This window comes from Rothia sp. HMSC075F09 (genome assembly GCF_001810515.1).
GTDB lineage: Bacteria > Actinomycetota > Actinomycetes > Actinomycetales > Micrococcaceae > Rothia.
The window spans coordinates 81,985-95,036 of the sequence record NZ_KV801776.1; the positions used below are offsets into that span (position 1 = coordinate 81,985).

Here is a 13,052-nt window from a genome sequence, read left to right on the forward strand (position 1 = left end):
TAAACAAAAGACCCCGGGTCCCTGCATTCAGGGATTCGGGGTCTTTAGCGTGTTGGGTCTTTGCTATGTTCTGTTAGCTGGCGAGGATTTTAGCGGCCGAGCATGCGGCGGTGGCCGGTTTCGGTGTCGTTGCCCTTGTCGCGGGTGAAGACCTTGCCTACAGCCTTACCTGCGTCCTTGACGCCCTTGAGCAGGGAGCCAGCCACGCCGGAGGAGCCGTCCGAACCTTCGCCGCCCTGTACGCGCGGTGCACGCGGGGTAATCATGAGCTCTGCGGGGAAGTAGGCGGGCGCGTCGCCGAAGGCTCGGCGGGTGTTGCGCACGACGTCCTTGCCGAGGGTCAGGTTCGCGCCACCGCCAACGACTGCGCCCACGCCGAAGGGCAGGGCACGGCCGAGCAGTGCACCGGTCTGGCGGGTGAGGAAGCGGCGGATGAACATGTTTCGGATGGTACGTTCGACGCTGAACATCTTGCCGCTGGAGGAGTTGCCGAGCAGCATGCCCCACTTGTTGGAGACACCGCCTGCCTTGCCGGTCTGCAGCAGCACGGTGTTCATGAGCTGGGAGCCTTCTTCGCCGAGCATGATTGCCATGACCATGGAGCGGGCGGTTTCGGGGTCGTGTACGTGCACGCCGTGCAGTTCTGCGACTGCCTGGGCGTAGAGTGCGGTGCGTTCGAGGTAGCCGCCGACTGCGAGCGCGGACAGGCTCATGGAGGTGACGGTGCCGACGCCGGGCACGAATGCGGATGCGCCGGTGACGCCGCCGATGGCGGTGATGTCACGCAGGTAGGTGCGGTCGAGGCGCTTGTGGATTTGTTCGGGGGTTTCGTCGGGGTGTGCTTCACGCAGTTTTTTGACGATGGACAGCGCGAGCGGTCGTTGCATGCGCAGTACGTTGTCGAGGGTGGTGGTCAGTGCGGGACGGGGGTTGCCGTCTTCATCGAATAGAGACTTCTTCGGGTCAAGCATGCTCTCAGTAAATCACGGCTTGGTGAATTTTTCCTGAATATGGGGCCTGTGGTGGGGTTTGGGGGGTGAAATTTCACCGAGGGCGTGGAGGTTTTTGATCGCTTGTTAGGGTGTTTTGGTCTTTATTTGCGCCCAATTTTAAAGCGCGTAAAATTGTCGTAGATTACACACTATTCATTGTTTGCATAGTGCGTGACCTGCTTCACGGAGATTCGGGTTGCGCCTGATGACAGATAGCGGCTAATACCTCTTCTGAATCCTAAGGAATACTATGACTTCTTCCACCCATACGCCCAATGCTGCGCGTTCTCCCCTGGCGACTCAGGGGCTGGGTGTTGCGTACGCGACCGGCGCGATTATTTCGGCGCAGTTCGGTGCGGCTCTTGCCAAGCAGCTCATGGGCGATTTGGGCCCCTGGGGCGTGGTCGCTCTGCGCCTGCTGACATCTTCTATCCTGCTGTGGGTGTTCTTCCGCCCGCAGATTCGTTCGTGGACCCGTCAGCAGTGGATGGCGGTCATTGTCCTCGGTGTCGCCCTGACCGGTGCGAATGCCTTCTTCTATGTGGCTATTGAGCAGGTTCCGCTAGCAATTGCGGTGGCTATTGAGTTTATGGGTCCGCTGGTGCTGGCGACGGTTATGTCGCGCCGTAAGCTGGACCTGGTGTGGATTGCTCTGTCATTTACGGGCATGGCGATTCTGACTGCTGAGTCCCAGGCGAAGCCTGAAGATTTCGCGTTGATGGGTGTGGTTTTCGCAATCCTGACCGCTATTTCTCGTGCCGCCTATATTCTGGCGACTGAGAAGGTTGGCGCTCTGATTCCGGGTATGGGCGGCATGGTCGTGGGTAACGTTGTCTCTACCCTGCTGGTTCTGCCGTTCCCGTTCCTGATAAGCGGCAATAACCTGTTGAAGGTCACCCAGGATGTGCACCTGCTGGCTATTGGCTGCCTGATGGGTCTGCTGGCTTCTGCCCTGCCGGCGCTGGGTGAGGTTTCTTCGCTGCGTCTGCTGCCCGCGCACATTTATAGCGTGGTGCTGTCCCTGGAGCCTGCGATTGCGGCGGCTGTGGGTATTGTGATGCTTGGTGAGGCTACCGGCCTGGTTCGTTGGGTTGCTATTGCTCTGCTGGTGGCGGCGAGTATCGGTATTTCGATTTCTCACGCTCGTGCGCAGAAGAAGGCGCAGGAGGACGGCACGCTGGAGGATGCGGACCATTACCTGCCGGGTGCGGTGGATGCGCACGCGGTGGATATTGCGCAGATGGCGACTAACTCTATTACGATTCCGTCGGCTGAACAGATTAAGGCTGACCGTGAGGCGAAGGGCCTCTAATCTACTGAACTGTAGCCGTGTCAACGGCTTCTAGCCCCCCCCCGGGTAACGAGTAGGATAGTATCTCGTGTTGCCCGGGGGGGGCGCGCTCTTTAAACGGCGCTATTGGAGCGTTCGTTCTGCCCCGTAGCGGCACAGCATGCACACGTGGAGAAGTACCGCCTTGTGAGGCGCAGGAAGGAGAATCATGCCGCATACTTCATCTCAACGCCCCGCACTGGGCATTATGTTTGTGCTGATGTCCTGCTCATCGCTGCAGTTCGGTGCCGCGTTCGCGGTGACGCTCTTCCCGCTGTTTGGCGCTCTGGCTATTAGTGTCAGCCGCCTGGCGATTGCTTCCATTGTGGTGGGTAGCGCCGTGTGGTTGGCGGCGCGTTGGCGTACCCGTCGCAGGGGCACGATGCCGCCGGGGGCGCTGTCTTGGTCGAAGGAGCAGTGGCGTGCCGTCATCATTTTCGGTATGACTTTCGGTCTGATGAACGGCTTCTTCTATTGCGCGATTGACCGCATCCCGATTGGTTTGGCGGTTGCGGTGGAGTTCTTGGGCCCGCTGGCGTTGGCGTCCATGCTGACGCGCAGGCTCCGCGACGCGGTGTGGGTGCTCTGCGCCCTGGCGGGCATGCTGGTGCTCGGCTACGAGGCGGCGGTCGGCAAGGATACCGACTATCTGGGTCTGACGTTCGCGCTGATTGCTGGCGTGTTCTGGGCGCTGTATATTCGCTCGAGCGCGAAGGTGGGTGCCCTGGTTCCGGGTGCGAGCGGTCTGGCGGTTGCGATGCTTGTTGGTGCCGCATTCATTGCCCCGGTGGCAGCGGTTGTTCCGGCTCCTCAGCCGATGTGGAATGCGGCGCAGGATCCGATGCTGCTCCTCATGATTTTTGGTACCGCGATGTTCGCTTCGGTGATTCCCTATAGCGCGGAGCTGATGGCTCTGCGCAACCTGCCGCAGCAGGTGTTTAGCGTGCTGATGAGCATGGAACCGGCGATTGCGGCGATTGCCGGTTGGGCGTTGCTGGATCAGGAGACCGGCCCGATTCGTTGGGTGGCGATTTTCCTGCTGATGACTGCAAGTGTGGGCATTACGCTGACCACCACCAAGGGTAATTCCCACAAGCAGAAGGATGACGGCAAGGATCCCGTCCCCATGCCGCTACCCGAGTAAAGCCAAAGTCCCGAGTAAAACCAAAGTCCTGAGTAAAAATCCAAATTCTGCCGGCGTACGGCGTGCGGCGTACAGAAAGCCCTATAGAAAACTCATAGAAAAAACCGTTGAGGCGGGTACCGGCTAGGTACCCGCCTCAACGGTTTTGCATGTCAGGTTTAGCTCTCCGCCAGCTCGTCCAGCAGGTCGCGCAGCTCATCGGTGGTGAGCACCTCCGCCGGATGCGGGCCCAGGGCGTACAGCCAGTCCTGGGTGTCCTCGTCCAGCTCACGAGCGGTACCAACCAGCACGAGGTTGCCTTCGTTCTGCCCGCTGAGCATGGAGCTTTCGCACAGGCACCACACGTGGTCGAAGACTTCCAGCATGGCGGTTGCCTGCAGCTGGAAGAAGGGCAGACCCGCATCGTCACCCACGTTGATGGCAACCATGCCGCGCTCGCTCAGGGCGTCCTTGAGTTCGCGGTAGAAGTCGCGGTTCGCCAGGTGGGCGGGTGCGTCCATGCCGGTGAAGATGTCGAGAATGATCGCATCAAAACCGGGCACGCCCAGCAGTTCGGGCAGGTTCGCCAGCTGCTCGCGGGCATCCCCCACCACAAGCTGGCAGTCGGTGCCTGCGGGTAGCGGCAGGCGGTCCGTCACGAAGCCCATGAGCTCGGGCTCAATATCCACGGCAACCTGGCGGGAGCCGGGGCGGGTCGCCTGAATATAGCGCACGAGGGTGAGCGCACCGGCGCCCAGGTGCGCGGCGGTGATGGGTTCGCCGGCGGGTGCGAGCGCATCCACAGCGTTTGCGATGCGGCGCAGGTACTCGTAGAACACGTAGTCGGGGTTCTGCACGTCCACGTGGGACTGCTCGGCACCACCGATTTCGAGGACGTGGCCGTGGTCGCTGAACCCGTCGGGGTGAATTTCGGCGCGCTGACCACCGGAGAGCTGAATGTGCGCCACTACTTCACGCCAGCTTCACGCTTGAAGGTGCTGACCAGGTCGTCCACCGAGGAGGAGGAATCCAGACCCTCAACGACCTTGTCGTTCACGGCGAAGGTGGGGGTGCCCTTCACACCAATCTTGACGGCGTGCTCGTAGTCGCGCTGGATGGGCTTGACGGTGTCTGAGGCTAGTAGGACCTTGTCGAATTCTTCGGTATTCAGGCCCAGTTCCTTGGCGTAGTCATTGAAGAGGGTGCGCAGCTTATCGCGTTCTTTGATGTTCTTCCAGTCGTTCTGGGTGGCGAAGAGCTTGTTCGCCATTTCAACGTGCTTACCCTGAGCTGCTGCGGCTTCTACGGCGAGCGCGGCGGGTACGGCGTTGGCGTGCATGTTCAGCGGCATGTGGCGCACGGTCACGTTCATGATGCCGTCAAGCTTCTTGGCGGCTTCTTCAAACTTAGGTTCTGCCTTAGCGCAGTAGGGGCACTGGTAGTCGGTGTACAGGGTTGCGGTGCCTGCACCGGGTACTTCGCGGTTGAGGCGGTAACCGACGTAGCCGTCATCGGCGGTTGCCGAAGCAGTACCCGAAGGGTCAGCGGATGCCGAAGCGCTCGCGGATGCACTTGCCGAGGTAGCGGCGGTGCTTGCAGATGCGCTCGCCGAACCGCTCGCAGACGCCGATGCGGAAGGCTGGGAGGAGCTGGAACCGCATGCGCTCAGCCCCAGGGCGGCGGCGGGCACTACGCCCAGTAGCAGGGTGCGGCGGTTGAGGGGTGAAGTCATGGTGGTTCCTCTCTCTACGGGTGGCGGGCTGGCCTGTTTGCTACATCTGTGGTTGATTAATCTGTGGTTGATGTGCACTCTGAGGTGCTGTCAGCCGCCGTGGGTATAGGGTTTATTGTATGCCTCTGCCCTGAACTTTCCCTATCTTCGGGCGGGTTTGCGGGGTGAATGCAGTGCACACCATAGCCGCCCTGTCGCCTGCTCCCAGCTGCGGGGCCGGTGTTGAAAGTAATTAGCCTCTCCCCCGCCTTTTTGGTACTATTGCGGGGTATGCACTGTTCACCGGTTGCTTTCGGGCAGTTGAGAACGGCAGCATATGCGCCTCTATAGCTCAGGGGTAGAGCATTTCCCTCGTAAAGAAAAGGTCGTGGGTTCGAATCCCACTGGGGGCTCCACATCCGCCGTAACGCGTGCCGGTTTCCGGTGTGTTGCGGCGGTTTTTAGCATCTGAGAGTTGTCGTTTTCTCGAAGATGTCACCGTCGAACTTTAGGAGATTCTCATGTCTTCTCGATCCGCATCCGCTAAGCGCCAGAGTGGCCGTGCGCAGGCAGGTCGCGCCGCTGCGGGCTCTGCACGCCCGATGAGCCCCACGATGCGTTTTGCTCTGGTGTACGTGCTGGCGCTGGTGGTTTCCCTGGCGGTGTGGTTCTTCTACCGTTCCGTGTATGAGGATGACACCTCGTTCCTGGTGCCGATTGTGATTTCTTTGGTGACTTCGTACGTGTGTGCTCATGCATTGACGGGCGGCAAGTCGCCCCGCAACTAGACCGCCGACCAGCAGCCCGCCAGGCTGTAGCCTCGTGAGGTTTCAGGCAGACAAAAGCCGCGCATCCGGTTCCCCGCTCGGGGGTCGGATGCGCGGCTTTTTACGTGTGTACTTTAGACCAGCGCCTTACTTGGATGCGCGCTGGAAGTCGCTGTCGGTCTTGCCCCACAGGCCGTAGACCTTGGCGAGTTCCTTGACCTTCTTTGCACGCAGGTAGCGCGGCAGGTAGGAGCCGTCGCGGGGGCCGTCGAGGGGCACGTCGAGCATCTGGTGTGCTTCTTCGATTTCGAGCTCGCTCGGGGAGAATGCCGCGTTGATGGTCTCAGCCTGGCGAATGTCGAGGGTGATCTTACCGGTCATGCCGTGGTCGTTCGCGTAGCCGCATGCCTTGGAGAGGTCAGCGCCGTATGCGCCGAGGGTCGGGCCGTCGATGGGGCCGGGCAGACCGCCCAGGGTGGAGGCAATCACCAGTTGCGAACGCACGTAGGCGAGCGCCATGGGGGTTGCGGAGGAGCCGGTATCGCGGCGGTAGTCGCCTGCGCCGAATGCGAGGCGGAAAGTGCCGATGGCGCGCGCAATTTCGATGGAGTGGTGCACGCCGAGTGCGGACTCGATCAGCGCGATGATGGGGGTTCCGGGGGGCAGCTCGGCTGCGGTGCGGTCAATGTCGGTGGCGTGCTCTGCGGTGGCGAGCATGACGCCTCGCAGGCCCTTCACGTTCTTGAGGGCCTTGACGTCCTTCCACCAGTGTTCGGTGGTGATGGCGTTGATTCGCACCCATGCGACGACGCCGGAGTTGAGCATACGGACGACCTGTTCGCGGGCGGCGTCCTTCTCTTCGGGGGGGCAGCCGTCTTCGAGGTCGATGATGATGGAGTCAGCCTCGGATTCGAAGGCCTCTTCAAAAACTTCTTCGGAGGAGTTGGCGCGCACGAGGAGCCAGGAGCGTGAGAGGCTGGGGCGCAGCTGACGCGCACGCTCATTGCGGTGGAATTCAAACATGGTGTGTGACTTCTTCCGTGAATTGTATATGCAGTGGGTTGTGCCGTAGAGGGGCAGGAAAAAGTCTGCGGTTCTTCCGCGCGTACCATCGCTTCGTGTCGTCACCTCCATTGTGACGGAACCGCATAAGAAGTGTCCTACACCTCTTCTTTAAGCGTATCGCCTGTTGAGGTGCACATCAAACTAGCTCGCCTGTTAGTCACCGTTCGACTTTGCCCTGCTCACGTGGCGGACGCATGTCAGGATGCGGGTTGGGTTGCATTGTCAACGAACCTGCCCGCAGCATCCGGTGCGGATACTGCGGGCAGTTCAGAAGTTTACGATTAGGCTTCCACCAGTTGGGTGCGACCCACCGGAATACCGTCGTCGAAGGTCAGCTCGCCGGCGGCTTCCTTCTGGGCGCGCTGAATCAGACGTTCGGCATCCTCAATGTGCTGGATGACGGTTTCCACGCGACGGTGCACGCTCACCTGGCGGTCGCATCCGGTGGCACAGTTGCCGAAGCAGCGTGCCATGGCGAGCGCTTCGGCGCAGAGTGCCACGGCGTTACCCGCTTTGGAGAGGGCGCGGTTCAGGTCGGAGTAGGTGCCGAACGGGGAGGCGGGAATATCGCCGTCGCTGGGGGCGAGGCGGTGCGCTTCCATAGCGACTGCGCGCACGCGCGGAATCAAGTCGGCAAGCGCGTTTGCGTCCGGCACGATGAGCTCAATCATGGGGGCGGACGAGTCGGTTGCCGCCAGGCGTTCGAGGACCTGGTGGAAGCGGTCAATGCCGCGGATGAACCGGTCGTGGGATCGGCGCCAGATGCCTTTGCCAAGTTCGGCGTCGTCGCGGCGCGATTGCAGGTAGCTTTTGAGCCCCATGTGCCCTCCTTTGCGTGGTGTGTGTGCCGTGTTTGTTGGTCGGTGGAGGTTGCCGGTGTTGGGCTCTGCGGCGACCCGCAAACCTCCCTATACTTAGGTTACCCTAAATCTCTTTTAGTGACGAGATGTCAGCAGATAGTTCAGCATATATTGCGTATAGCGGCCACCCCGCGCACCGTTCCAGCGCAGTAACGCGGGGGTACCACCCCTACAGCATGCGCAGCACAATCTTGCCGCGATGCTGACCCGAGTCAAAGTACTCGTGGGCGGCAGCCGCCTCCTCCATGTCGAAGACACGATCCAGGCCCACACCAATTCTGCCGGATTCAATCAGCGGCAGCACGTGCTCGCGCACACCGCTTAGGATCTCAGCCTTCTGTCGGTCGGAGCGGGTGCGTAGGCTCGTGGCGTGCACCGACAGGCGGCGAGAGAGCATGTACCCCAGGTTCACTTCTGCCTTGGCACCGCCCATCAGACCGATAATGCACAGGTGGCCGCCGTCGGCGAGGGTGTGCAGGTTGTCATCCAGGTATTTTCCGCCCACGACGTCGAGAATGTAGTCGGCGCCGCGTCCGCCAGTTTCAGCCAGCAGAACTTCACGGAACGAATGTTCGATATAAATAATGGGTTCCGCACCTAGTGAGCGCACATATTCTGCTTTTTCCTCGGTGCCCACGGTTGCAAACACGCGGGTACCTACGGCGAGCGCCAGCTGGATGGCGTGCACACCGATACCGCCGGTACCACCGTGAATGAGCACCACCGCGGGTTCGCCGTCTTCCTTGAGGTTTTCGGCGGGGTTCATGCTCATACCACAGGTGAGCACCAGGTTCGAGTAGACGGTTGCCGCGACTTCGGGAATGCTGGCGGCTTCGGCGAAGCTCAGCTGTTCGGGTACGGGTAGCACGTGGTCGACCGGTACGGTCACGTAGTCTGCGTAGCCGCCTCCAGGCAGGAGCGCCATGACGGGGGTGCCGCGGTTCTCCACGGAGGCACCTTCACCGACCGCTTCGATAACGCCGGCTACTTCGAGGCCGTAGATGGCGCTCGCGCCGGCGGGCGGCGGGTAGAATCCGCGGCGCTGCAGGGCGTCGGCGCGGTTGATTCCGGCAGCGTGAACACGGATGAGAACTTCGTGGGATCGGGGTACGGGGGCGGGGACTTCGCTGATTGTCAGAGCCTCAGGTCCACCGTGACTGTTCTCAATAATTGCTCTCATGAGTCCTCCTCATTGCCGGAAGCACCATCGTTGGTGCGCGATTTACAGAAAGCTTATCGCATGAGATAATCTCGTAGTGCCCTGCGGCACGGTATTGCCATAAAATGCCGGTCTCTGGTGCGTATGGATGGTTGTCCGAGCGGCCGAAGGAGCTGGTCTTGAAAACCAGTAGGCGGTAACCCCGTCTCAAGGGTTCAAATCCCTTACCATCCGCGTTTTAGCTTCTGCTCCACGTGTGGAGCGCAAAGAGCCCCGCTCCTCAACGCGAGGAACGGGGCTCTTCACATATGCCGTTTCGAGTTACCGGGGGCGTCGTTAGTGTATGCCTGACAAGGCGTTTAGAAGCGACGTGACGAGGACTACGATACCGATGAAGATGCATAGCTCCAGCCCGTTAAGAATCAGACCACCGATGGCACGCGTACCACGCCGCCTTGCCGCGAACCCCAGCCAGATACCCAGGACATTCAGCACCGGCGCAACGAACACTACCCGCAGACCGCTTTCTCCAAGATCATGGAAAATCAACCAGCACCCTAGAAAGAACGTCAGCGGGCCGAGAGCGCCGAAAAGCAGGGAGAAGGTCGCTACCCTTTTACCGTCTTGTGCCCCTTGCACGTCAGGAGGTTGCTCGCTCGCATGTTGCTCCCAGTCGTCCGTATCGTCAGCACTGGGTTGCACGCTGTTGTTCGCCTGGTAGAGCTTGGCGTACTCGGGGTTGTTATCAAAATCTTCGTTATTTTGGGGTAGCTGCGACATCGCATCCACAACCTTTCAATACCGGGTGTTAAGTGTCTAGCAACTCGAGAGAGCATCTGGGCTCACTATCGAGCCGGCGTCGTTAGTTGATGCCTGACAAGGCGTTCACAATCAGCATGACGAGGGCGGCGATACCGATGAAAATGCATAGCCCCAGCCCGTTGAGGATCAGGCCACCGCTGGCACGCGTACCGCGCCGCCTCGCCGCGAACCCCTGCCAGATACCCAGGATGTTCAGGATTGGGGCAAGGATAGCTACCTGCAGAGCACTTTCTTCAAGACCTTGGACAAGACACCAGAACCCTAGAAAGAAAGACAGCGGGCTGAGGAAGCCAAAAAGTAGGGAGAGGTTCGCTGCTCTTTTACCCGCCGCTTGATCTGAGAACTCATCCAGAGACTCATTTGCGGGCAGTAGCTGCTCGTCAGATGTATCCGGGCTAGGCAGCTCGTTGTTATCTTCCTGGTAGAGCTTGGCGTATTCGGGGTTGTAATCGAAGGCTTCAATGTTTTGGGGTAGCTGCGACATTGCATCCACAACCTTTCAGAATCTACACGCGTTAGTTGAATACCTCAGCCTGGTGCTTCGCAAAAACCTATTCGGCATTGAACCACGCCCACACAATCAGTACGTACCCAAGGACAAGCACAGCGATAGCTATCCAGCTCAGGATTCGACCCGCAAGAGAAACTACGCCGTAACTATCCGCTTCCTTAGCTTTCTGTAGACCAAGGACACTCAAGATGACAGTGGGGATACCGAAAAACCACGAACCCAACACCAAGATGTTGATGAGGCTGAGCACACCAAAAGTGAGTGAAAGTTGGGAGGCTCGCTCCCCTAGATTAGTCGCTGTTTTCCCACCGCCCTGCATCATAGGGGGCTCTTCAATATCAGCACCCTGTTTGTGGCGATGAGGTTTCGAGCGCAGACCAGCTGCTGGGTCGGAATACGGGCCTAGGATTGGATCCTGCATCGTTGCATCATAACCTTTCAATACCGGGTGTTAAGCCCACCCTATGCTTTCCCCGCCGAGGGAACAAGCATGTCGAGCCGATTCCACAAAACATACGGCATACACACAGCAAAGCCCCGCTCCTCGAATTGAGGAACAGGGCTCTTTACATATCACATACGAAAGACCATGAATTCGACTCTCGGCTATCCAAACTTCCTAAGCCGGTTACGACACTATCCTTTCAAGGTGAAAACAAGCATTAACAGGGCAATAGCCGCCAGGACTGATAGGGCGATGGGCAGAATCACACCAATCCAGCTGAGGATATGCCCCGCCTTTGCCGGTACGCCGTGACATTCCGCGTCTCGTGCAGACAAGATTCCCAGGATGCCCAGAATAAAAGATCCGAGGAGGGTGTAGGGCAGCAAGAACGTCAAGAGGATAAGCACCACGCTGATGATGCCAAAGGTCAATGACCGTTGAGCCAACTTACGCCCTTCATCCAGGACGCCCACAGGTCCGACAATATTCCTCGGGTAGCTCGGGTAAAACTGACGTGTAGGTAGTGGTTGGTTACCCGGGGCGGATTGCCCATTGTTATTTCCCGGGTGGAGCTTGGCGTATTCGGGATTGCCATCAAAAACTTCATTATTTTGGGGTAGCTGCGACATCGCATCCACAACCTTTCACGTACCGACACAGATGCTAAACCCACCCTAGACCTTCCCCCGCGCGGGAACAAGCATGTCAGGACCAATCCACGAGATATACGGCATATACACAGCAAAGCCCCGTTCCTCGTATGAACTGCCTCCCGTTTCTTGGACAACGAAAATAAAGTCCAAGAAACAGGAGGCTTTTCATGTCTATAAATCTGGGAATGAGACACGATCGTTTGCTTCGGAAACAGGCAGCGCAAATGTTTGAGAGAGGATGTGGCTATCGTTTGACCGCCAGGAAGCTTGGTGTGTCCGCCGCGACTGTGAGAGAGTGGCAGAAAATGTACCGCGTAATCGGGAGGAGCGGGTTTCTTGCCATGGGAGTAAAGCAGGCCAGATACGACTATGAGACCAAGGTCGCCGCAGCGAAGGCTGTGGTTGATGGTGGGATGAGTAAGCCTGAAGCGATGATGCGCTTCGGTATTGCAAGCGCGACACCGTTGAAGCAGTGGTGCAGGCTATACCGCCAGGGCGGCGCGCAAGCGCTTAAGCCTAAGCCCAAAGGCAGGCCGAAGGGGTCAGTGCGGGCGGTGCCACCAACGCGTGAGGAGGAACTTGCCGAGCGCGTGCGCAAGCTTGAGGCGCAGGTGGCGTACCTAAAAAAATCGATTGCCCTGAAGGCGCACAGACGCTCCCAAACCGGGACAAAGCCCTAGTGGTCGCTGAGCTTTCAGGGCGCGGGCACAAGCTGTACGACCTCCTTGAGGTGGCAGGCCTTGCCAGGTCGAGCTACTACTACGCACTGGCTCACCCCCAGCAGCCAACCAGAGTACAGCTACGTCCCAAGGTCGCCCAGATCTTTTCGCGGACCCCCAACGGGTGCGGTCACAGGCAGATAGCCATGTGCCTGCGCGCTGAGGAAGGGGTGCACATTGCCGATAAGACGGTCTTGAAGATGATGCGTCAGATGGGGCTGCGCTGCGGTATACGCCGTGAGAGGGCTTACCGCAGGTACAACTCTTACAAGGGGGACGTGGGGCAAAGGTTCGCCAACATCATCGGTCGCAACTTCACGGCGACTGGTCCCTGGCAGAAGTTGGGTACCGACGTCACCGAGTTCAAGCTCTCCTTCGGTAAGGCCTACCTCGCTCCGGTTTATGACTTTGCCAGCAAGGAGATTGTCGCCCATTCTATCTCGATGTTCCCTAATCTTGCCCAGCAGCAAGAGATGCTTCAGGTACTCATGGATGCCAAACCCGAGGGAGCTAAGCCGATTTTGCACTCGGATATGGGGTGGCAGTATCAGCACGAGACCTACATCAGTATGCTCGCTGAGAACGGTTTTATCCAGAGTATGTCACGCAAAGGCAACTGCATCGACAATGGCGCCACTGAGCAGGTCTTTGGACATCTTAAGGACGAGTTCTTCCGCGGGCAGGACTGGCCAACCTTCGAGAGTTTCAAAGCCGACCTCGATGCGTACATTACGCACTGGAATACAACAAGACGCCAGGTAAAGCTTAAGGGCCTGACCCCGGTAGAGTACCGGGATCAGGCCCTGCAGGAAGCCGCGTAGCGGCTAGTATTTAATGCGTCCAAGTTTCGGGGCGCAGTTCAGTATTGAGGAGCGGGGCTTTTGCGTACCCTCCA

At 59.1% G+C, this 13,052-nt stretch carries 14 protein-coding genes and 2 tRNA genes; 7 read left to right on the plus strand and 9 right to left on the minus strand.

Annotated features, from left to right (window positions below):
* Positions 1-89: 89 nt before the first annotated feature.
* Complete coding sequence (locus HMPREF2749_RS01570) at positions 90-971, minus strand: hypothetical protein (RefSeq protein ID WP_012902818.1); 882 nt, start codon at positions 969-971, stop codon at positions 90-92.
* 271 nt (positions 972-1,242) lie between these two features.
* On the opposite strand from HMPREF2749_RS01570, the gene HMPREF2749_RS01575 reads away from it, so the two are divergent.
* Both HMPREF2749_RS01575 and HMPREF2749_RS01580 read left to right on the plus strand, forming a co-directional pair.
* Complete coding sequence (locus HMPREF2749_RS01575) at positions 1,243-2,304, plus strand: EamA family transporter (protein ID WP_012902817.1); 1,062 nt, start codon at positions 1,243-1,245, stop codon at positions 2,302-2,304.
* Between the two features lie 187 nt (positions 2,305-2,491).
* Entirely contained in the window at positions 2,492-3,466 is a 975-nt protein-coding gene (locus tag HMPREF2749_RS01580) for an EamA family transporter (RefSeq protein WP_070593182.1), read from the plus strand.
* Between the two features lie 158 nt (positions 3,467-3,624).
* On the opposite strand, the gene HMPREF2749_RS01585 is transcribed toward HMPREF2749_RS01580, so the two are convergent.
* Both HMPREF2749_RS01585 and HMPREF2749_RS01590 read right to left on the minus strand, forming a co-directional pair.
* A complete protein-coding gene (locus tag HMPREF2749_RS01585) occupies positions 3,625-4,413 on the minus strand; it encodes a spermidine synthase (protein ID WP_005504449.1) in 789 nt (262 codons plus the stop codon).
* On the minus strand, positions 4,413-5,177 hold the full coding sequence (locus HMPREF2749_RS01590) for a DsbA family protein (RefSeq protein WP_049353203.1): 765 nt from the start codon (positions 5,175-5,177) through the stop codon (positions 4,413-4,415). Before HMPREF2749_RS01590 ends, HMPREF2749_RS01585 begins: the two co-directional genes overlap by 1 nt.
* Before the next feature lie 320 nt (positions 5,178-5,497).
* On the opposite strand from HMPREF2749_RS01590, the gene HMPREF2749_RS01595 reads away from it, so the two are divergent.
* Positions 5,498-5,572: transfer RNA gene (locus HMPREF2749_RS01595), tRNA-Thr, on the plus strand.
* A 105-nt stretch (positions 5,573-5,677) separates the two neighbouring features.
* On the plus strand, positions 5,678-5,944 hold the full coding sequence (locus tag HMPREF2749_RS01600) for a hypothetical protein (protein ID WP_005504446.1): 267 nt from the start codon (positions 5,678-5,680) through the stop codon (positions 5,942-5,944).
* Between the two features lie 126 nt (positions 5,945-6,070).
* Here HMPREF2749_RS01600 and HMPREF2749_RS01605 read toward each other — a convergent pair whose 3' ends face one another.
* The 3 genes from HMPREF2749_RS01605 to HMPREF2749_RS01615 form a co-directional block, all read right to left on the minus strand.
* Positions 6,071-6,946 carry an HpcH/HpaI aldolase/citrate lyase family protein gene (locus HMPREF2749_RS01605; RefSeq protein ID WP_070593184.1) on the minus strand — a complete coding sequence of 292 codons (876 nt, stop codon included), beginning with the start codon at positions 6,944-6,946 and terminating at the stop codon, positions 6,071-6,073.
* A 323-nt stretch (positions 6,947-7,269) separates the two neighbouring features.
* Positions 7,270-7,809: a dehydrogenase gene (locus HMPREF2749_RS01610; RefSeq protein ID WP_070593187.1), complete on the minus strand. Its 540-nt coding sequence runs from the start codon at positions 7,807-7,809 to the stop codon at positions 7,270-7,272.
* A gap of 208 nt (positions 7,810-8,017) precedes the next feature.
* Positions 8,018-9,028, minus strand: a complete 1,011-nt coding sequence (locus HMPREF2749_RS01615; protein ID WP_070593189.1) for an NAD(P)H-quinone oxidoreductase — start codon at positions 9,026-9,028, stop codon at positions 8,018-8,020.
* Between the two features lie 125 nt (positions 9,029-9,153).
* Here HMPREF2749_RS01615 and HMPREF2749_RS01620 point away from each other — a divergent pair.
* A tRNA-Ser gene (locus tag HMPREF2749_RS01620) sits at positions 9,154-9,241 on the plus strand.
* A 102-nt stretch (positions 9,242-9,343) separates the two neighbouring features.
* Here the strand turns inward: HMPREF2749_RS01620 and HMPREF2749_RS01625 are convergent.
* From HMPREF2749_RS01625 to HMPREF2749_RS09200, 3 genes are all read right to left on the minus strand, one after another.
* The gene (locus HMPREF2749_RS01625; protein WP_044141753.1) at positions 9,344-9,787 is read right to left on the minus strand and encodes a hypothetical protein; all 444 of its coding nucleotides are present in this window, start codon (positions 9,785-9,787) and stop codon (positions 9,344-9,346) included.
* Positions 9,788-9,869: 82 nt separating this feature from the next.
* Positions 9,870-10,313, minus strand: a complete 444-nt coding sequence (locus HMPREF2749_RS01630; protein ID WP_070593192.1) for a hypothetical protein — start codon at positions 10,311-10,313, stop codon at positions 9,870-9,872.
* Positions 10,314-10,976: 663 nt separating this feature from the next.
* A complete protein-coding gene (locus tag HMPREF2749_RS09200; RefSeq protein WP_141747350.1) occupies positions 10,977-11,414 on the minus strand; it encodes a hypothetical protein in 438 nt (145 codons plus the stop codon).
* Positions 11,415-11,710: 296 nt separating this feature from the next.
* On the opposite strand from HMPREF2749_RS09200, the gene HMPREF2749_RS01645 reads away from it, so the two are divergent.
* Positions 11,711-12,118: a helix-turn-helix domain-containing protein gene (locus HMPREF2749_RS01645; protein ID WP_246823477.1), complete on the plus strand. Its 408-nt coding sequence runs from the start codon at positions 11,711-11,713 to the stop codon at positions 12,116-12,118.
* Positions 12,118-12,978 (plus strand): IS3 family transposase, encoded by an 861-nt coding sequence (locus tag HMPREF2749_RS01650; protein ID WP_070593198.1) that lies wholly within the window; start codon positions 12,118-12,120, stop codon positions 12,976-12,978. The genes HMPREF2749_RS01645 and HMPREF2749_RS01650 overlap by 1 nt, the downstream gene beginning before the upstream one ends.
* Positions 12,979-13,052: the final 74 nt, after the last annotated feature.

Bases quoted from the DNA above. Each gene is read 5' to 3' on its own strand.
- HMPREF2749_RS01570 (WP_012902818.1), bottom strand. From the start codon at position 971: ATGCTTGACCCGAAGAAGTCTCTATTCGATGAAGACGGCAACCCCCGT.
- HMPREF2749_RS01575 (WP_012902817.1), top strand. From the start codon at position 1,243: ATGACTTCTTCCACCCATACGCCCAATGCTGCGCGTTCTCCCCTGGCG.
- HMPREF2749_RS01580 (WP_070593182.1), top strand. From the start codon at position 2,492: ATGCCGCATACTTCATCTCAACGCCCCGCACTGGGCATTATGTTTGTG.
- HMPREF2749_RS01590 (WP_049353203.1), bottom strand. From the start codon at position 5,177: ATGACTTCACCCCTCAACCGCCGCACCCTGCTACTGGGCGTAGTGCCC.
- HMPREF2749_RS01600 (WP_005504446.1), top strand. From the start codon at position 5,678: ATGTCTTCTCGATCCGCATCCGCTAAGCGCCAGAGTGGCCGTGCGCAG.
- HMPREF2749_RS01605 (WP_070593184.1), bottom strand. From the start codon at position 6,946: ATGTTTGAATTCCACCGCAATGAGCGTGCGCGTCAGCTGCGCCCCAGC.
- HMPREF2749_RS01610 (WP_070593187.1), bottom strand. From the start codon at position 7,809: ATGGGGCTCAAAAGCTACCTGCAATCGCGCCGCGACGACGCCGAACTT.
- HMPREF2749_RS01615 (WP_070593189.1), bottom strand. From the start codon at position 9,028: ATGAGAGCAATTATTGAGAACAGTCACGGTGGACCTGAGGCTCTGACA.
- HMPREF2749_RS01625 (WP_044141753.1), bottom strand. From the start codon at position 9,787: ATGTCGCAGCTACCCCAAAATAACGAAGATTTTGATAACAACCCCGAG.
- HMPREF2749_RS01630 (WP_070593192.1), bottom strand. From the start codon at position 10,313: ATGTCGCAGCTACCCCAAAACATTGAAGCCTTCGATTACAACCCCGAA.
- HMPREF2749_RS09200 (WP_141747350.1), bottom strand. From the start codon at position 11,414: ATGTCGCAGCTACCCCAAAATAATGAAGTTTTTGATGGCAATCCCGAA.